Source organism: Chitinophaga lutea (genome assembly GCF_003813775.1).
Lineage (GTDB): Bacteria > Bacteroidota > Bacteroidia > Chitinophagales > Chitinophagaceae > Chitinophaga > Chitinophaga lutea.
The window spans coordinates 541,095-560,738 of sequence record NZ_RPDH01000001.1; the positions used below are offsets into that span (position 1 = coordinate 541,095).

Consider the following 19,644-nt stretch of genomic DNA (forward strand, 5'->3'; position numbering starts at 1 on the left):
AGTGCAATATCGTACCTTTGCGGTTCTTATGACTCGGGAAAAATCAGTAGCATTTCATACCCTCGGCTGTAAGCTGAACTTTTCAGAGACCTCCACCATCAGCAGGTTACTGGAAAAGGACGGATTCGTCAAAAAGGATTTTGACGAAGTGGCGGACGTTTATGTGATCAATACCTGCTCGGTGACGGACAATGCCGATAAAGAGTGCCGCCAGCTGGTGCGCCGCATCCAGCGCCGCTCGCCGGAAAGCCTGGTGGTGATCACGGGTTGTTATGCCCAGCTGAAACCGAAAGAGATCGCAGACATTCCCGGGGTAGACCTCGTGCTGGGCGCCGCGGAGAAATTCAACATCGCCGACCACATCCGCGAACTGGCGAAGGGCGACAGCGCCAAAATCTGCTCCTGCGACATCGGGGAGGTAAACACCTTCCATGCCTCCTACTCCCTGAACGACCGTACCCGCACCTTCCTGAAAGTACAGGACGGCTGCGACTATAACTGCTCGTTCTGCACCATCCCCATGGCCCGCGGCATCAGCCGCAGCGACAGTGTGGCCAATGTGATCGGCCATGCCCAAACGCTGGCGGCCGGCGGCGTGAAAGAGATCGTGCTGACCGGGGTGAACCTGGGCGACTTCGGGAAAGGGTTCGAAGGCGGCAAAAAACGCGAAGAATCATTTTTCGAACTGATACAGGCGCTGGACGAAGTGGACGGCATCGAGCGCTACCGCATCTCCTCGATCGAGCCCAACCTGCTCACCAACGAGATCATCGAATTTGTGGCCGGCAGCAAAAAGTTCATGCCGCATTTCCATATCCCGCTGCAAAGCGGCAGCAATGAGGTGCTCGCCCTGATGCGCCGCCGCTACCGCCGCGAACTGTACGCGGAAAAAGTGGGCCTCATCAAACAGTTCATGCCCCATTGCGCCATCGGCGTGGACGTGATTGTGGGTTTCCCCGCCGAAAGCGACGCCCATTTCATGGAAACCTACAACTTCCTGCACGAACTGGATATTTCCTACCTGCACGTATTCACCTACTCCGAAAGGGCCAACACCCATGCCCTCGACATCAAACCCGTGGTGCCCGTCAACATCCGCCACGAGCGCAACAAAGCCTTGCGCAACCTGAGCCACAAAAAGATGCAGTACTTCACGGAGCTACATACCGGCCAGACCCGGAAAGTTTTGTTCGAAGGCCTGCAGAAAGACGGCATGATGGAGGGGTACACGGACAACTACATCCGCGTCACCACGCATTTCCGCAAGGAATGGGAAAACAGCATCGTGGACTGGGACCTGCGCTGACCGGTTTTTCCTCCTTTTCCTCACACCATCCCCATCTCCCCGGTAACCGCCGGGCGGGCCGTTTTTTCATGCCCTTGCGGGCCAGTTCTCAAAGTACTGTATAACAAGGTTTTATTTATGTGTTTACCGAATGTGAAGCCTATGTGAAGCCTATGTAAGATGCTGACATAGGCTTCACATAGGCTTCACATAATTTTGACACTTTGTAAACCATCTGCTGGCACCCGTTGTTTATATTGAAAACACACCCGGTATGGCAACGTCAATCACCAATGTATTACTGGCCGGCGTAAGCGGCAAAGTGGGCGGCATGTTCGTGGTCCGCCAGCGCAATGGGAAGACCGTTATCTGTAAACTGCCGAAGCCTTACGAAAAACCGCCCACATCCGGCCAGCTGGCGAACCGCGACCGTTTTAAAAAGGCGAACGCATACGCAAAGGCGGCCATCCTGGATCCGGTACAGAAGAAATATTACCAGTCGAAAGCCAAAAAGGGACAGTCCGCTTTCAACGTGGCTTTCCGGGATGCTTTTCGAGGCAAGGCCGTGGAGGCGCATCTTCATGTTGAAGGCCGCACGGTGGGCGTAAACGTGATGGAAAAAGACCGGCGTGCATTTTCCCCGCAGGCCCCGGGCCGGGTAAAGGCGTTGAAAGTATACCTGCTGCACGCTTCCGGTTATGAAATGGAAAAAGGCGCGGCCGTTTATTCCGCGAAGCGGGAACGGTGGGAATACACGTTCAGGGAGAAAAACGTGCGATCGCACCTGGTCAGGGTGGAACTGGAGGACCTGTTCGGCCATACCGGCAACTGGCTGTTTACATTCCCTCAGGGCGGGCCTGCCGGAGTGAAAACCCCACCTGGTGGAGCATTACCGGCCGGTAAGGGGAAATAAAAAGGCCCTGCATTGCTGCAAGGCCTTGTGGGAGTTGACGGGGTCGAACCGCCGACCCTCTGCTTGTAAGGCAGATGCTCTGAACCAACTGAGCTAAACTCCCGGAATGGTAAGATCTTTTGAAACTTTTCCGACGACAGCGTTCCGGTGCTGCTGGAGAAGTGATGTGGGAGTTGACGGGGTCGAACCGCCGACCCTCTGCTTGTAAGGCAGATGCTCTGAACCAACTGAGCTAAACTCCCATATTTGTTTTTTTCTCGTTGTCTAACGCTTTTCGTTTGACGGGATTGCAAAGGTAAAAACTTATTTCATTCTGCCAAATATTTTTTAAATTTTTTCTGTGAAAGCCCCTGTTTACAAGGTTCTTCAGCCATCCCGCTTTTTCAAAGATAAAACAGATACCGCCATATCCGCCGCCGCCGTGCAACCTGCTTCACACCTTTCGGCGCCCCGCGTTTTTGTCCTTTTTCCGGCCGCCGCAGCTTTTGGGCGTCAGGCCCTATTACATTTAATAAATTCATTATAGCGGCCTGCGCGCTGGCCCTGTTTTTGTTGCTGACACCGCGGTTTAAAAATACAAACAAGGGAGTTGTCTGAACCGGGGGTTGGCTGCAGGTAAAGGGGCATCTGCAAAAAAAGTGGCGGCAGTGTGTTTTTCTTGATAAATTTGTTGCCGGATCAACTGAATCTATTCCATCATCCAAGGATATGCAATCAGAGAAGGAATTACTGCTGGAGGCGGCAGGGGGAAATGAACTGGCATTCACAAGTCTTTTCCACGGGTATAAATATAAACTGTACGGGTTCGTCTACAGGCTCACGGGGTCGCATCAATCGGCGGAAGACCTCGTGCAGGATATCTTTGAAAAACTGTGGAAAGACCGGGACGTGCTGCGGGGGATAGACAGCTTCCAGCGTTATGTGTTCCGCATGGCGCAAAACGCCGCTATCAACGGTTTCAAGCGGATGGCGATGGAAGTGACCATTCTCAAGACCCTGGCAGACAATTCCCAGTCCACCCCGGATATCACCCCCCAGGCCACCCTTACCCTTAAAGAAACGCAGGAACGCCTCCATTGGGCCATCCAGCAGCTTCCTCCCCAGCAGAAGATAGTGTACCTCCTCAGCCGCGAAGAAGGCATCAAACACGAAGAAATCGCCAGAAGGCTCCATATCACCACCGGCACCGTTAAAAATCACATGATCCAGGCTTTGCGCAGCCTGCGCAAACAACTGCAGCAATACCCCAACTCATTGGATACCACGTATTTGGTATTTCTCCTGCTCTCCCTTCTCTGAAAAATTTAACTTTTTTTTAAAACAGACTATGCCTGTTTGTTTTCCCGCTTGTCTTATTGACTGTACCGGGGATTCCCCGTATTCATCAAACATTCAACCAATATGTCTGACGCCAGGATCCACTATCTCATCACGCGCTTGCTGGAAGGCAGCTGTACACAGGCGGAAAAGGAAGAACTGGCAGACTGGGTCAACCAGGCTGAAGGGGATGCGTCGTTAAAAGAAGTGCTGGAGCGGGCCTGGGAACAATACGAACCGGATGCTACTATAAAGGAAGCGGCAGACCCTGCGCTGAACAGGATAAGCGGCCGCCTGTTTTCCCAACCGCCCCCGCAGACGCGCCCCTTTCGCCTGATCACAAAATATGCGGCCGCCGCAGCCATTTTACTCGCCGTAGGCACCGGCATCTATTATTACTGGCTCGGGAACGGGCAGCAACAGCCGCCGCAGCAAACAACCGCCATTGCCACGCAGGATGTGTTACCGGGCGGCAACAGGGCCACCCTCACACTGTCCAACGGCCAGCAGATCCTGCTCGACAGTGCGTCTGACGGTATGCTCGCCCAACAGGGCGGCGCCAGTATCAGCAAACAGGCCGGCGGGCAGATCATCTACAACAGCAACGGCGACAACGCCGGAGAACCGGTATACAACACCATGAGCACGCCCAGGGGAGGCGCCTACCAGCTCAGCCTGCCCGACGGCACCAAAGCCTGGCTCAACGCCGCATCGTCCATCACTTTTCCCACCACATTCACCGGCAGGGAAAGAAGCGTCAGCATTACGGGAGAAGTATACCTGGAAGTGGCAAGGGACAAAACGAAACCGTTTTTCGTAAAAGCCGGCGGAACGCGGCTGGAAGTGCTGGGCACACATTTTAACGTCAATGCCTACGGCGACGAGAAAACGGTGAAAACCACCCTGCTGGAGGGAAGCGTAAAAGTACACACGGGCGCCGGCAGCCGGGTGATCGCACCGGGAGAACAGGCGCAGACGACGGAAGAAGGCAGGCTGACCGTGAAAACGGGCGTAGACCTCTCTGCAACCATGGCCTGGAAAAACGGCCGGTTCGTGTTTGAAGGCGCGCCGATAAAAACGGTGATGCATCAGCTGGCCAGATGGTACGATGTGGAAGTGGAAGCCGGGGATGATGTGGATGAACTGTTTTTTGCAGATGTGCCGCGCAACAAAAAACTATCGGATGTACTGAAAGCACTGGAATTGACCGGCAAGGTAAAATTCAGGATAGAAGGAAAAAAAATCAGGGTTATGAAATAAAGATCGTCTGGATGGTACAGGCATGAAAAAGCGCTCTGCCTGGTCCGCAGAGCGCCGGAAAAGTCTGAGCCCATCCAAGAATCCCGTTATCGAAGTATCAGTTTTTTTGAATCACTCAAACTATGCAAATTTATGCATTTAAAGCTCCTTTGTGCCTCCTTCCGGGAGGGACTTACCAAAAAAATGCGGATCATGAAAATCACCGCCATTTTGCTACTCACGGTTTGTATGGGCGTAAGCGCCAAAAGCATTAGTCAGACCGTTACATTATCGGAAAAAAGCGCGCCTTTGGACAAGGTGTTCCGCGAGATCAAAAAGCAGACGGGTTACACGTTTGTGTACACCGCCAAACAGCTGGCGAAGGCGGCGCCGGTTACGGTCAACATCCGGAACGGCAATATCAGGGCGGCGCTGGACCTCTGTTTCCGCGACCAGCCGCTGGTGTACACCCTGCTGGACGACATGGTGATCATCAAGGAAAAAGCCGTGGCCGCCGCCGTTGAGGCGGTTCAGGCCAACGCTCCGCCCGAAAAAGTGAAAGGGAAAGTAACGGACGCCGCCGGTTCCCCGCTGATCGCTGCCACGGTGGTGATCAAGGGCACCAACAAAGGGGTGGTGACCGATGCGAACGGTCAGTTCGAGATCGATGCGGAAACGAATGCCGTACTGGTCATCTCCCTGATCGGCTTCGAGTCGAAAGAACTGACCGTCGGGAAAGACCAGATGAATGTAGTGCTCGCACCCAAACAAAGCGAACTGGAGCAGGTAGTGGTAGTAGGATATGGCGTGCAGAAAAAAGTAAACCTGACCGGTTCCGTTTCCTCCGTCAGCAGCAAACAACTGGAGAACAGGCCGGTAACCAGCGTATCCAACGCCCTCCAGGGCACCATGGCCGGCGTAACGGTAACCGCGGCCAACAGCGGCCAGCCCGGTAAAGACGGCGGTGTTATCCGCGTAAGGGGCATCGGCACCCTCAACAACAGCAACGCCATGGTGATGGTGGATGGTGTGATTTCTTCCATGAACAATGTTAACCCGGATGATATTGAGAGCATTTCCGTACTGAAAGATGCGGCCTCCGCCGCTATTTACGGTTCACGCGCAGCCAACGGCGTGATACTGATCACCACCAAAAAAGGCAAAAAAGGAACGCCGCAGATCGTATTCAACAGCTACGTAGGCAAACAGCAGGCCACCTACCTGCCGGACTTCCTGCCATCCTGGGATGCGGCCCGGCTGTATAACCAGGCGCTCGTCAACGAAGGCAAACCCGCCCGTTATACGGATGCGGAGATCAACAAATTCCGCGACGGTTCCGACCTGGACAAGTATCCGAATACAGACTGGCTCGACATCGCCTACCGCGGCAGCGGCATCCAGCAGAACTATTACCTCGGCGTGAGCGGCGGCAGCGATAAAAGCCAGTATTCGTTTTCACTCGGCATGTACGACCAGGAAGGCCTGATGGAAAAGACCAATTCCAAAAGATATACCAGCCGGTTCAATATCAGCCAGCAGCTCAACGACAAACTGAGAATATCCGGTAACCTGGCGTATACCTACTCGATCGTGAAAGAACCGCAGAGCAGCTATCCGGGCGTGCCGGGCTTTACGCAGATCGTGCGCCAGTTCAACCGCATCTCCCCCATCGTGCCCTATAAATTCTCCAACGGCAGATATGGCAGCATCAGCGACGGCAGTCCCGCCGCGTGGCTGGAATCATCCAGCTATGGCCGCGAGAATTATGCGGACCTGTTGGGAAATGTGGGCGCAGACTGGGAGATCGTGAAAGGCCTCCACTTTAAACCGTCCATCGCTTATACCATGCGGATGGGTCAAACGAAATCCTTTGTCGCCGACATTCAGTATTACAATGTGAATGGCGATAAGACATTCTACCAGGGCCCCAACTCCGTAACCGACGGCAACACCACCAGCAATGTAGTGACCCTGCAGGACCTGCTGGAGTACGGCCATTCATTCGGCAAACATAACTTCAAGGCGCTGGCCGGTTATTTCCAGGAGTACACCAAATACACCTGGAACGAAGGTTTCCGTAAAAACCTGCTCAACAATACGCTCAGCCAGATCAACCTTGGTTCTACAGACGGGCAGCGCGCGGGCGGTTACGCTTATGAAGCCGCTTTACGCTCCTTCTTCGGCAGGCTGAATTATGACTTCGACGGCAAGTACCTCTTCGAAGCGAACATCCGCCGCGACGGTTCATCGCGCTTTTCACCGGATAACCGCTGGGGCACCTTCCCTTCTTTCTCCGCAGGCTGGAACGTAGACCGGGAGATCTTTTTCACGCCCATCAAGGATGTGGTGAACAACCTGAAACTGAGGGCTTCCTGGGGCGAACTGGGCAACCAGACGCTCACCGGGTTCGATGATTCCAACTACCCCACCTACCCTTACTATCCGTACATTACGACAGTGAGCGCGGGGCAGAACTACACCTTCGGCGGCACCTCTTCCATTATCGCGGCCGGCATCGCTCCCGTGAACGGCGCCAACAGCAACATCAAATGGGAAACCACCACGGAGAGTAACGTGGGCCTGGATGCAGGCTTCCTCGACGGCAGGCTGAGCCTGACCGCGGACTGGTTCAAAAAGAGAACGACCGATATCCTCATCGCGGTGCCCGTGGGTTCCGTATATGGCCTGAATGCGCCCACGCAGAACGCCGGGATCGTGGAAAACACCGGCTGGGAATTTACCGCCGGGTATAACGACCGCAAAGGTGATTTCAGCTGGAACGCCACCGGTAACGTATCCTTCATCAACAACAAGGTGATCAAATTTGTGTCCGATGAAATTTCAGGCTACACCATCAAAACCGCAGGGCTGCCCATCAATTCATTGTGGGGCTATGTGGCCGAAGGCATCTTCCAGACGCAGGAAGAAATAGCGGCCCATGCGAAACAATCCGCCAACACCAAACCCGGCGACCTGAAATACCAGGACCGCAACGGCGATAAGGTGATCGACACCAAAGACCGCCAGTACCTCGGGAACTACTATCCCAAAGTGACCTACGGCCTTAACCTCGGCGGTTCATGGAAAAACATCGACCTGACCCTCTTCTTCCAGGGCGCCGCAGGCGTTAAAACCTATATGGACGCCGGCAAAATGGGCCAGATCGGTTCTTCCGTGGGCAAACCCACTTCCGCTTTGCTGAACACCTGGACGCCTTCCAATACCGCCGCAGACCTGCCCAGGGCATTGACCACGCAGCAGCACAACGACCCGTCGAATACGCCTTCTTCTTTCTGGGTGAAAGACGGTTCCTATCTGCGCCTGAAAAACCTGCAGATCGGGTATACGGTGCCGCAAAACCTGCTCGACCGCATCGGCATTAAAAAAGCGCGCATTTTCTACAGCGGGCAGAACATCCTTACCTTCAGCGGGCTGTACAAATGGATCGATCCGGAAGCACCGGCCTCCAGCAGCATCTATTATTACCCGCAGGTGAAAGTGAATACCGTAGGTTTAAACGTAACTTTTTAAGGCTGACCGCAGCGAAAAATCATCAAGATGAAAAGGAAATTATTCTCTCTCATAGCAATATCAGGCTTATTCCTGACAGCATGTAACAAAGACTTCCTCGACCGCAACCCGGAAGATTCATACAGCAACACTTCCCTGTGGACATCCGCTGCAGACGCGCAGGCCGCACTGAACGGATGTTACCGCGACTGGGAAGACAGCTACAACGTCATCTACATGGATGCCGTTACGGACAACGCCTACAGCCGCTGGGTATGGGAAGGCTACATGAACATCGGCAACGGCTCGCTCACCCCGTCGGACAACAACGTGACCAACCGCTGGAATTTCAAGTCCATCCAGAAATGCAACTGGTTCCTGGAGAACGTGGAAAGCACCAAAATGGACGAGGCGCTGAAAACAAGGTTCAAAGCGGAAGCCCGTTTCCTGAGAGCTTACCAGTTCTTCACGCTTTCCCAACTTTATGGCGATGTGCCGCTGGTAACCAAAAACATCACCACGGTCGAAGCGAATAACATCACCAGGACTCCGCTTGCGGAAGTACAAAAGTTCATCCTCGACGAACTGGCCGCCATCGCGCCGCAGCTGGAGCCCTCCTATTCCGGTAACGATGTGGGCCGCATTACCCGTGGCGCCGCGTACGCCCTCAGCGCGAGATTGAATTTGTATATGGGCAAATACGCCGAAAGCATCAAGGATTGCGAGCGGGTAATGGGCCTGGGATACGACCTGTTCCCCAAATACGGCGACCTGTTCCGTATCCAGCATGAAAATAACGTAGAAGTTATCCTGGATATGCAATACAAGGAGAACGATTACGCCAACGGCAACATCGGTATCCTGCCGTCGTCCAGCCTGGGCGGCTGGGGCTCCATCGGTCCCACGCAGTCGCTGGTAGACGCCTATGAAATGAAAAACGGCAAAACCATCACCGAGGCCGGTTCCGGTTATAATGCGGAAGACCCCTACAGCAACAGGGATCCCCGCCTCGCCGCATCGATCGTTTACCCCGGGCAATTGTATGAAGGCGGATATTTCAATTCCATCGATCCTGCGTCCGCCGACTTCATGACGGGCGATAACAACCCGATGACGGGCTACATGCCGAAAAAGTTCATCCAGCAGTTATCCGATTACCCGGATATGTGGAACACCGGGCTGAACATGATCATCATCCGTTATGCGGAAGTGCTGCTGACCTACGCCGAAGCAAAAATCGAAAGCGGCCTGATCGACAATACCGTGTATGACGCGATCGACCGCATCAGGGTGCGTGCAGGCATGCCCGTTACCGACAGGCTGGTGTACAACACACAGGCCGCGCTGAGAACGCTGGTACGCCGGGAAAGAAGGATAGAGCTCGCGCTGGAAGGCCTCCGCTGGTACGATATCAAACGCTGGAAAACCGGCGAGGAAGTGAGGAAAGGCACCGTGTACGGCGCAAGGCAGGGTACGGTGGACAAGAACACCGGCAAGGTTACTTTCACCACGCCGAACCACCAGGTGATAGAGCAGCGGCTGTTCAACCCCGCGATGCATTATCTCTGGCCCATCCCGCAGAAGGAAATAGACATCAATAAAAAGCTGGGGCAGAACCCCAATTATTAATCAACACAACTAACAAAAAGGCCGTCTCATTCATTTGAGACGGCCTTTTGTTTTTCATCGATCCTCCGGTTATTTCAGGAGGGATATTTTCCGGATACAGTTATTGCCAAGGTCGGCCACGTAGATATTCCCGTCTGCGTCCGTGCATACATCGGTGGGCTGGTTCAGCTGGGCAACAGCGCCTGACCCGTCCTGGAAACCTTTGCCGGCGCCCGCGATGGTGCTCACGATGGCGCCCGCCAGCTTGCGCACTTTGTTGTTGGTCAGGTCGGCGATGATGATGTTGCCTTTACGGTCCACATCGATGCCGTAGGGGTCGGCAAACCTCGCCGCACCGGCGCCTCCATCCTTGAAACCGGTCGTGCCGTCGCCTGCCGGCGTCGTCACCTCCCCTGCCGGCGATATTTTCCGGATGCGGTGGTTGAGCCGGTCGGCCACCAGGATGTTGCCGTCTTTATCCAGCACCAGCCCGCTGGGATTTTTGAATTTCGCGGCAGCGCCAATACCGTTCGCAAAGGCAGCAGTGCCGTCGCCGGCTACGGTGCTCACCTGGCCCGCGGGGGAAATTTTACGGATGCGGTGGTTGAGATTGTCCGCTACATAAATGTTGCCGGCGGCATCTACCGCCACGTCCAGCGGCTGGTTGAAGCGGGCGGTGCTTTTATCCCCGTCTGCATAACCGGCCGTGCCGTCGCCTGCGATTGTGCTCACCGTGCCGTCCGGTGTGATTTTACGGATGCAATGGTTATCGCGGTCCGCCACGATAATATTGCCCGCCGCATCTACGGCCGATTTCCAGGGCAACCTGAAACGCGCGGCCGTACCTGCTCCGTTCACAAACCCTGCCGCATCGGCGCCGGCGATCGTGCTTAAAACACCCGTTGCGGTGAATTTGCGGATGCGGTTATTGCCGCGGTCCACGATCACGAGGTTGCCCGCGCCGTCCGTCGCCACTCCTTCCGGGTTGCGGAGCCGGGCGGTAGCCACCGGGCCGTCTACAGAGCCAGCGGTCACGTCACCGACCAGTACTTTGACGATATATTCTTCCGGTGCGGCGGTATAGGTAAACACGGGGCCCGTCACCACCATATTCCGCACGGCCACCGTAACGGGGCCCGTAGCGCCGGTTGCGGGCGTCACCACCTGCAGCTGACCGGTTGCCGCTTCTATCACCACGGCATCCACCCCGTTGAATTTCACGGTGTTCTCCGTGCGCACGCCGCTGAAGTGTTTGCCGCGGATGGTCACGATGGTGGAAGGCGCTCCTTCCAGCGGCCATACCGTATTGATCACGGGCGTGGCGGCGGTATTGTTGTCGTCGTCTTTATTACAGGCCGTCGCCGCCAACAGCAGTACGGCGAAGCAGCACGATAAGATTCTTTGCATGGGTACGGGCGTTTAAGGTTTGGTAACAATCAGCCAGGCATTGCCTACCGGGCGGTTGGTGCCGTCGGAAGGGCGGTTGCGCACCTGCCATACATCGGCCAGCGGATGTTTGATCATGAAGGTGGAAGAACCGCCGCCGTCTACGTTGATGGCTTTCACCGCCCCGCATGCTTTCAGCATATGGCCCAGCTGCGTGATGGTGATGCCATTGGAATAATAAAAGCTGCGGCCGTCCACCACGATGAAGTACAGCTTCCCGTCGGCACTCATCCCGATGCCGGTGCGCGGCTCCACGGAAAGATCGGTTTGGGTGAGTATCTGATTGTCTTTCACGAGCATGGGGCCGCCGCCGAGGGCGTCTTCAAAATCGTTCTGCATGGCGGCAAAATCGGCCCGGTCGCCGATGAACACCTTGCCGTCCTTTTTCACGCCGATGAACGTGCTGCTGCGGGCGTTGGCCCAGGTGGTTTTCATCACTTTGCCGTTCATGACCAGGATGCCGCGGGGCTCGCCGGTGGAGGTGTTGAAAAAATCGGCGTTCACCGCCGCCAGCACCGGGCTGCCAGCCGCCTGCATGTATTTGGCCATATCAGGCACCGTCTGCATCGCGTAAGCGGGCACGTTGTATGGCATACCGGCTTCGAGCTTCAGCTTGGGGTTGTTCAGGTCCACTTCGAGGATGAACGCATGCATGGCATAACCTTCCTTGCTGAGGTAGTGCACGTCACTTTCCCGGACGCCTTCGCTCACCTGGAAAACGGTATCGGAAAATACCTGCGCCATCAGGTCGGTGCTGTCTGCAATCCGCTTCACCAGCGGGCTTTCGATGGTATAGTGCGGCACCTGCGCCTGTGAATCTTTTTTGCACCCGGCGGCGGCGAGCGACAGCAGCGCAAGCAGGGATACGAGCCTTATCCTGTTCATATCTTTACTTTTTGGAATCGTTTAATAATCGTCGTTTTGTTTGAGCAGGCTGTTCAACGCCAGCTCGTTCATGGGGATGGGGTATTTCACTTCACGCGTAGCCAGTCCCAGTTCCGAAACGGCTTTACCGGTGCGCACCAGATCGTACCAGCGGTACCCTTCACCGAGGAATTCTTTCCTTCTTTCCAGCAGCACCGCGTCGAGGTAGGCGTTTTCATCCGCCGGGCTGATCGCCGCGAGGCCTCTTTCCGCCCGCAGTTCGTTCAGCCTGCTGAGCCCCGCCAATCCTCTCGCTTCCGCGCTGATGAGGTACATTTCCGCCAGCCTGATCACCACGATCGGATCCGTGCCGGATTGGCCGCTGGGGTATTTGTTGATCACCCGCAGGCCCTGGTAGGTATCGATGGAAATGGCGGTGCGTTTATCCGTGGCCGTGAACAGGTCCATTACTTCCTGCGTGGGACGGTACACATAACTTCCCTTCACCGGATGCGCGTAGGTATAAAAGAGCGTGCTCACGCGCACGGACGATTCGATGGTGAGGTTCTTGAATGAAAAGATCTCTTCGGTATTCGCCGTGGCGCGGAAGATCTTTTCAAAGGCGTCCAGTTTGAACAAGCCGCTGCCGATCACTTCTTCCGCCAGCACGGCCGCTTCGGCCTTTTTGCCCTGCGCCAGTTTCACACGGGCCATCAGCGCTTTTGCGGCAACGGACGATACCTGGTAGTATTGCCCGGTTGCATAAGCAGGCGCACCATCGATGGCCAGCTGCAGTTCTTTTTCGATAAAAGCCCATACTTCCGGTACGGTTTGCTGTTTCACTTTTTCCTGCGTGTTTTTCTCCAGCACCGGTACCGCGCCCCAGCGGGTCACGAGGTTGTAGTAGAGATATCCGCGGAAAAAATGCGCGATGCCCTTTATTTCGGTATTGCGGGTGGATTCAGGCAACACGGCCGTCGCTTCCAGCAGGTTGTTCACCTGGTAGAGCGCGGCGTAATAGCCGTTCCAGGCGCCGGACATCAGCCCGTTTTCCGGCCGGAGCACATTGCTGATAAAGGTGTTCAGCCCGCCGTCCGTAGTGGCCCCGGAATTGATGAGGTTGCCGCCCACCACGTCGAACGAAATGTACGATTCCGCGCCGGGCGCATTCTGCACGCGGTTATAAATGCCCGTCAGGAAGGCCTCCACATCGGCGGCCGATAACGTATTGGTGGCCACGGCGGAATGCGATTTCACATCGAGCAGGTGGCTGCAGGACGTGAACAGGCACAACGCAGACAATACACCAGGCCATATGATTCGTTTCATAAACATATTTTGCATCGTTTAGAAATTCAGGTTAATACCCAGGTTAAAGGAACGGGGCTGCGGCAGCACCAGGTTGTCTTCTCCCATAAAACGGGGATCCATGTCGGAGCTCACTTCCGGATCAAGGCCCGAGTAGTTGGTCAGCAGCCACAGGTTATCCGCCTGCAGGTAAACGCGCAAACGCTTCACCTTGGCCCTTTGCAGCCAATCCGCCGGCAGTTCGTACCCGAGCGATACGGTGCGCACGCGCAGGAAAGAACCGTCTTCCATCCAGCGGGTTGAGTTGTACAGGTTGTAAGCGTGGTTATAGATCGCACGCGGTACGGTGTTGCTGGTACCGGGCCCCGTCCACCTGTTCTTCGCCACTTTCTCCAGCACGTTCACCGCGTTCTGCCCCAGCCTTTCGATGGTGATGCGCGAAGTGGCGTACATATCCTGGCCGTATACGTAATTGAGGAACACGGAGAGGTCGAAGTTTTTGTAACGGAAGGTGTTGTTCCAGCCGCCGTAAAAATCAGGATTGGAACTGCCCACGATCTGGCGGTCGTTGATGTCGATATTGCCGTCGTTGTTCAGGTCTTCATATTTCACGTCGCCCGCTCTCACGCCGATTTTCTTCAACGGCTCCGGCACTTCCTTGTCGTCCTGGTAAATGCCCGTCATCCGGTAAATCCAGATGCTGCCGATATCGTGGCCTACCTGCAATGCGCGGTTGTTCCCCACAGACATTACATCGTTGTTGCCGATCAGCGAGGTGATGCGGTTCCTGATGAAGGAGATGTTGAAGTCCGACGTCCAGCGCAGCTCCCCGAAATTAAAGTCGGTATTCAACGATGCTTCAACGCCCGTGTTCAGCATGGAGCCGATGTTGCTGGTGATGCTGGTGAAGCCGGACGTAGCCTGTATGGGCATGTTATAAAGCAGGTTGGTGGTGTTCTTGCGGAAATAATCCAGCGTCAGGTTGACGGCCCCGCCCAGCAATCCCAGTTCCGCACCGGCATCGAGCTGGTTCGCTTTTTCCCAGGTGAGCAGGTTGTTGCCGAAACCCGTGATGGCGATGCCGCTTTTACCGTCGTAGTTGTAACCGCCGCCGGTGAGCGACTGGTAGGCGTAGTTGCTCACGCCTTCCTGGTTGCCCGTGGAGCCGTAGCTCATGCGCAGCTTCAGGTCGGTGTGCGGCAGCGTCCAGAAAGGTTCCTTGCTCACCTGCCAGCCTGCGGACACAGAGGGGAAATACCCGTAGCGGTTATCGGGCGAAAAGCGCGAAGAACCATCGGTACGGATAGACATACCCAGCATGTATTTGTTTTTCCACGCCAGGTTCGCACGGCCGAAATAGGATTCCATCGCATTGCCGTAGAGGTTGGTAGACGCGTTGTTGATCACGGAAGCCGCCGCCAGCACATCGAAAGAGGGCGCCGGGAAACCGTTGCCGTCGATGCCGTTGGTCGACACGTTCATCCGCTGGAAGGAATGGCCGCCCAGCAGGTCGAGTTTCAATTCTCCGAACGTACGCGAGTAGTTGAGCGTGTTTTCGAACAGCAGGTTGGTGAGCAGCCTGCGTTCGTCCACGATGCGCCCGTTACCCGTGCCGTAGGGATGTTTCTGGTTGTAGTAGATATAATCCTGCGTATAACCGATGTCTGAGCCGAAAGCCGTTTTGAAGCTGAGGGCTTTCGTGAACTTCAGTTCCGCGAACGCATTGCCCAGCATGCGGTAGTTTTTCAGGTTGGCCACTTCTTCCTTCAGTATCTGGATGGGGTTGTGATACACCAGGTCTGCCGTACCGCCCACATAATAGCTGCCGTCCGGTTTATACGGCCGGTCGAACGGGCGCTGCGGCAGGCTTCTGCCCATCACGGTGGAGCCCAGGTTGGAGCCCGGCACGCGGTTGTTGTCCGAATAACTGAAGCTGAGGTTCACACCCGCGCGCAGCCAGCTCAGCGGTTCCGTGCTGAGGTTGATGCGGCCCGTGTATTTTTTCAGGTCGTTATGAATGATGGTGCCCTGCTGGTTGAGGAAACCGCCGGAGATGTAATAAGTCGTTTTATCATTCCCGCCTGATACGGAGAGATCCACGTTCTGTGTGTACGCCGTGCGCAGCACCAGTTTCATCCAGTCGGTATCCGGCAGGCCGGGATAAGGATGATCGATGCCGGGGATGAATTTGCTGTTGCCCGGCTGGTAGCCGTATTGTTTGTTGTAGTTGTCGATCCCTTCGTTCACCACTTCGAGGTACAGGTTGGAATCCGCCATTTTCACCTTGCGAAGGTTGGGCACTTCCTGCAGGCCTGCATAGGCGTTTACGGTGAGTTGTCCACTCCCTTTGCGCCCGCTTTTGGTGGTGATGAGGATAACGCCGTTGGTGGCGCGCGAGCCGTAGATGGCTGCGGAGGCGGCGTCTTTCAGTACTTCCACGGAAGCGATATCGGAAGGGTTGAGCTGTGAAAGCGGGTTCATTTTCGTGCCGAAGTTGGTCATCGCCGCGTCGTGCGGGATGATGGGCACACCATCTATCACATACAGCGGTTCATTGCTGGCGCTCAGCGAACCGATGCCGCGTACGCTCACACGCATCGCGCCGCCCGGCATCCCGGAAGCGGACGATACGCTCACGCCGGCCATGCGGCCCTGCAGCAGCTGATCGGGGCCCAGCACCGGGCGCGCGTTCAGGTCGTCGGGTTTGAAGGTGGCGATGGCGCCGGTGAGCTCCGTTTTTTTCTGGGTGCCGTACCCTACCACCACTACCTGTTGCATGTTGCGGCTTTCGCGCTGCAGGCGGATGTGCAGTTCCGTACGGGTACCGGCTTCCACGGCCTGCGTGGAAAAACCGATATAGGAAAAAAGCAGGGTGGCGCCCGTTGGTACGTTATTCAGGGAAAAGTTGCCGTTGCCGTCGGTGGTGGTCCCGTTGCTGGTGCCTTTCACGGCTACCGTCACTCCCGGCAGCGGGTCGCCGTTGTCCGCATCCTTGACGCTGCCCGAAACCCTGGCGGCTTTCTGCTGTGGTGCGGCGGGTTCTTCCCGTTTCACCAGGATAACCGTGTTGTCCACGATCCGGTAGGTCAGCGGCGAACCTTCGAGGCAGCGTTCCATCACCTGCTCGATGGTGGCCTCTTTGAGGCGCAGCGTGATTTTGCTGCCCGCGGCGGCAATATTTTCATCCTTAAAAATGAAGAGGTAGTTGCTTTGCTGGCGCACGATGCGGAACACCGTTTCGAGGCTGGCATTGTTCACTTCCACATTCAGCCGTTTGTTCTGCGCCTTGGCCGTGGCGGCTACCTGCAGCCCTGCCACGAGCAGGAAGAGGAACAACGGTCGCAGCAGCCGCCCGGAAAATGGCCGCGGGCTGCGTTGGTTGCGTAATGATCGTTTCATAAATGGAGCCGTTTTTTTATAGTGCAACTGATTGAATTTTTAAAAAGCAGGACCGTACCGGCAGGCGCCTGCCGGTTCAGCTGTTGTATGTATGTGTGATGATTTATTTTTTGCGGACGGTCACGGTTCTGCCCTGCACCTCAAAATGCAGATCGGCCGTCAGCTCCAGTATTTTCAGGGCCTGCTGCAGGTACTCCTGCCTGCGCATGGCGCCCGTTACGTGAATTTTTTCGTCGGCCCCGTCTTCGAACACCACCGACACATCGTACCAGCGGCTGATGTCGCGCATCACGGCCACCAGTTCATCGTTCTTAAACGTGAAGAGGCCGTTCTTCCAGGCCACTGCATTTTCCGTATCGCCGGCGCTGCGCTGCAAAACACCCGAGTGTTGCTCCAGGGTGGTCTGCTGCCCCGGGGCCAGCGTCAGGCGCTGGTTGCCGGCTACCACGCGCACGGCGCCTTCGAGCAAAGTGGTGGTGAAGTGTTTTTCTTCCGCATAGGCGTTGACGTTGAAGTGCGTGCCCAGCACCTGTACCGTCATCCCGTTCACGTTTACGAAAAACGGTTTATCGGCGTTCTGCGCCACTTCGAAGTAGGCTTCGCCCTTGAGCGTCACCGTACGGTCGCTGCCGGTGAAAGCGGCCGGATATTGCAGGGAGCTGGCGGCGTTGAGCCACACCTTCGTACCGTCCGCCAGCTGTACGCGGAACTGCCCGCCATTGGGGGTGATCAGGGTATTGCTGCCGGAGCCGCCCCCCGGGCCGTACACCAGCTCTGCGTCCTGTTTATGCACCTGTTCGCCGCTGCCCGCAATGGGGCCGTCGGCCGCCTGGTCGAGCAGCACGGCCTGTCCGTTCCCTAACACCAGCCTGGCTTTGTTGCCGCCCGGCGCCACATCGGTTACGGCAGGGAGCGCCTGCACGCCCGCCGTTTGTACGTTCGCCACGGGTCGCAGCCAGTAAATGCCACCGGCCACCGCGGCCCCTACCAGTACCGCCGCAGCCGCGATGTTCCACCAGCGGCGGTACATCGGCATCACCGGCGTAACCGGTGCGGCCGGCTGTATCCGGGCGTGGATACGTGCTAAAATACCGTCGGACAATTGCTGGTGTTGCGGTTCGAAACCCTGCTGCCGGAAGCGTTCCAGCAGATGGGTTTGCAGGGCCGTACCGGGCGTATGATCCAGGTAATGCAGCAGCCAGCGGCATTCTTCGTCCGTCCAGTGCGCTTTGGCCAGCAGCTCGTGTAAATATGTTTCAGGTTGATTCAAATGAACAGCTTTCGGGATAAATACACCGGGGTGTGGAAAAAGGGGGGTTGGGGGAACAGCTTTTAAAAAAAAATTCGCGGGGCGGGCGGAGCAGCTCAGTCTCCGCACCATCGGGCCGGGAAAAGAAGCGGTAGCGGTGCCGGCCACCATACCAGGCAGTTTCATTACTAAAAATCCTTCGGGAGAATGGCCCCGCCGGCACCCCGCGCCATTCCTATTGCTCGAAAATCTTCGCGAACAGCGGGAATGCCGCCACCAGGGCCCGCCATTCCGGCTGCAGGCGTACGTATTCGCGGATGAAGCGGCTGGCTTTGGTGATATGTTCCTTGACGGTGTAGTGGGAGATCTGTAATTCGGATGCCGCTTCGGCGTAGGTTTTACCCTGCATCTTGCACAGGAGGAATACCTTCTTCCGCTGCGGCGGCAGCTGTTCGATGGCCCTTTCCAGCATATCGAGCTGGATGGAGGTGACCTGCCATTCGTCTTCCGGCATTTCGGCGGTATCCGGCGCGATCTCCGCTATTTTCAGCCGCTGCCGGAGGCTGGAGCGGAGGTGGTTCAGCGCCCGGTTGTAACTCACCACGAACAGCCAGTTGCCTGCCGGCTGGCCGGCATGCAGCAATTTCCTTTTCTCCCATAAACGGATGAACACTTCCTGCACAATATCCTGCGCGGCCGTTTCATCCTTCACCAGGTGGAGAATGTTGGCGTACACTGCGGAAAAATACATGCGGTAAAGGGCATCGAATGCCGTTACACTATCCTCCTGCAATGCTGCTACTAATGCTATTTCTTCTGACGCTTTGGAAGACATGCCTCTATGCTTATTTTAAAATTGCGGCCGGCAAATATTCTAATTATTGGTTGAATCGTTAAGTGGATGGGGGCAAGTTAATATAAAAATAATACAACCCGCATATCCATTAACTCAAATCCGGTTCCCGTTAAATCTGCTCTCCGGAAGAATCCGCCCCGCCGTTTCTTTGTGCTGTCAAATTTTTTAACAAACCCCAAAAGTACATTTCACCATGAAAAAAGTATTGATCCTCGCCGTACTGTTCGTAACGGCCATCGCGGCAAAAGCCCAGAAAACTTCCGGCCCCGCCCCCACCAGTTCCATGAAGGTAAGATTCACCGATCTGTTGGTAAGCTCCATCAAACTCACCGAAGGCACCAACACCGTTCGCCTGCCCGGCCATCACGGGAGCATTCAGCTGGTAAAACGCGGCGACAGCTTCAGCGACGTGGTGTTTACCGATGTAAACGGCCGCGAAACGCGCCTGGTACCGAACGACGGCACCAGCGGCGCCGCAGAGCCGGATTGCGACTGCCCGCTACCCGACGCCTGTTTTTCTTTTCCCGACAGCCAGCAATACGGTATGTGCATCTGCAAGGCCTGCGATGTGAAAGACAATGACGACATCTACTCCATCGGCCTGCTGCTGCCGGCCGTACAGAAAGTAAGAGACCGGTAATTCCTCACAA

At 55.9% G+C, this 19,644-nt stretch carries 13 protein-coding genes and 2 tRNA genes; 7 read left to right on the forward strand and 8 right to left on the reverse strand.

The window, feature by feature from the left end; translation table 11 throughout:
• Positions 1-28: 28 nt before the first annotated feature.
• Positions 29-1,306 carry a tRNA (N(6)-L-threonylcarbamoyladenosine(37)-C(2))-methylthiotransferase MtaB gene (gene mtaB, locus EGT74_RS02095; RefSeq protein WP_123844882.1) on the forward strand — a complete coding sequence of 426 codons (1,278 nt, stop codon included), beginning with the start codon at positions 29-31 and terminating at the stop codon, positions 1,304-1,306.
• Positions 1,307-1,559: 253 nt separating this feature from the next.
• Positions 1,560-2,198: a hypothetical protein gene (locus EGT74_RS02100; RefSeq protein ID WP_123844883.1), complete on the forward strand. Its 639-nt coding sequence runs from the start codon at positions 1,560-1,562 to the stop codon at positions 2,196-2,198.
• A gap of 28 nt (positions 2,199-2,226) precedes the next feature.
• On the opposite strand, the gene EGT74_RS02105 is transcribed toward EGT74_RS02100, so the two are convergent.
• Together EGT74_RS02105 and EGT74_RS02110 are read right to left on the reverse strand one after the other, a co-directional pair.
• Positions 2,227-2,301, reverse strand: a tRNA-Val gene (locus EGT74_RS02105).
• A 64-nt stretch (positions 2,302-2,365) separates the two neighbouring features.
• Positions 2,366-2,440: transfer RNA gene (locus tag EGT74_RS02110), tRNA-Val, on the reverse strand.
• A gap of 466 nt (positions 2,441-2,906) precedes the next feature.
• Here EGT74_RS02110 and EGT74_RS02115 point away from each other — a divergent pair.
• The 4 genes from EGT74_RS02115 (at position 2,907) to EGT74_RS02130 (ending at position 9,893) form a co-directional block, all read left to right on the forward strand.
• Positions 2,907-3,497 carry an RNA polymerase sigma factor gene (locus EGT74_RS02115; protein ID WP_123844884.1) on the forward strand — a complete coding sequence of 197 codons (591 nt, stop codon included), beginning with the start codon at positions 2,907-2,909 and terminating at the stop codon, positions 3,495-3,497.
• A 102-nt stretch (positions 3,498-3,599) separates the two neighbouring features.
• Positions 3,600-4,775: a FecR family protein gene (locus EGT74_RS02120; protein ID WP_123844885.1), complete on the forward strand. Its 1,176-nt coding sequence runs from the start codon at positions 3,600-3,602 to the stop codon at positions 4,773-4,775.
• Positions 4,776-4,967: 192 nt separating this feature from the next.
• Positions 4,968-8,285, forward strand: a complete 3,318-nt coding sequence (locus EGT74_RS02125; RefSeq protein WP_158617965.1) for a TonB-dependent receptor — start codon at positions 4,968-4,970, stop codon at positions 8,283-8,285.
• A gap of 27 nt (positions 8,286-8,312) precedes the next feature.
• A complete protein-coding gene (locus EGT74_RS02130) occupies positions 8,313-9,893 on the forward strand; it encodes a RagB/SusD family nutrient uptake outer membrane protein (protein WP_123844887.1) in 1,581 nt (526 codons plus the stop codon).
• A 69-nt stretch (positions 9,894-9,962) separates the two neighbouring features.
• Here the strand turns inward: EGT74_RS02130 and EGT74_RS02135 are convergent, their stop codons facing one another.
• From EGT74_RS02135 to EGT74_RS02160, 6 genes are all read right to left on the reverse strand, one after another.
• Positions 9,963-11,279 carry an IPT/TIG domain-containing protein gene (locus tag EGT74_RS02135; protein WP_123844888.1) on the reverse strand — a complete coding sequence of 439 codons (1,317 nt, stop codon included), beginning with the start codon at positions 11,277-11,279 and terminating at the stop codon, positions 9,963-9,965.
• Between the two features lie 12 nt (positions 11,280-11,291).
• The gene (locus EGT74_RS02140) at positions 11,292-12,203 is read right to left on the reverse strand and encodes a phosphodiester glycosidase family protein (RefSeq protein WP_123844889.1); all 912 of its coding nucleotides are present in this window, start codon (positions 12,201-12,203) and stop codon (positions 11,292-11,294) included.
• Positions 12,204-12,224: 21 nt separating this feature from the next.
• Positions 12,225-13,511: a RagB/SusD family nutrient uptake outer membrane protein gene (locus EGT74_RS02145; protein ID WP_123844890.1), complete on the reverse strand. Its 1,287-nt coding sequence runs from the start codon at positions 13,509-13,511 to the stop codon at positions 12,225-12,227.
• A gap of 18 nt (positions 13,512-13,529) precedes the next feature.
• Positions 13,530-16,889 carry a SusC/RagA family TonB-linked outer membrane protein gene (locus tag EGT74_RS02150; RefSeq protein ID WP_123844891.1) on the reverse strand — a complete coding sequence of 1,120 codons (3,360 nt, stop codon included), beginning with the start codon at positions 16,887-16,889 and terminating at the stop codon, positions 13,530-13,532.
• A gap of 103 nt (positions 16,890-16,992) precedes the next feature.
• Positions 16,993-18,159 carry a FecR family protein gene (locus EGT74_RS02155; protein WP_158617966.1) on the reverse strand — a complete coding sequence of 389 codons (1,167 nt, stop codon included), beginning with the start codon at positions 18,157-18,159 and terminating at the stop codon, positions 16,993-16,995.
• Positions 18,160-18,373: 214 nt separating this feature from the next.
• Entirely contained in the window at positions 18,374-18,973 is a 600-nt protein-coding gene (locus EGT74_RS02160; protein ID WP_123844893.1) for an RNA polymerase sigma-70 factor, read from the reverse strand.
• A 214-nt stretch (positions 18,974-19,187) separates the two neighbouring features.
• On the opposite strand from EGT74_RS02160, the gene EGT74_RS02165 reads away from it, so the two are divergent.
• Positions 19,188-19,634: a hypothetical protein gene (locus EGT74_RS02165; protein WP_123844894.1), complete on the forward strand. Its 447-nt coding sequence runs from the start codon at positions 19,188-19,190 to the stop codon at positions 19,632-19,634.
• Positions 19,635-19,644: the final 10 nt, after the last annotated feature.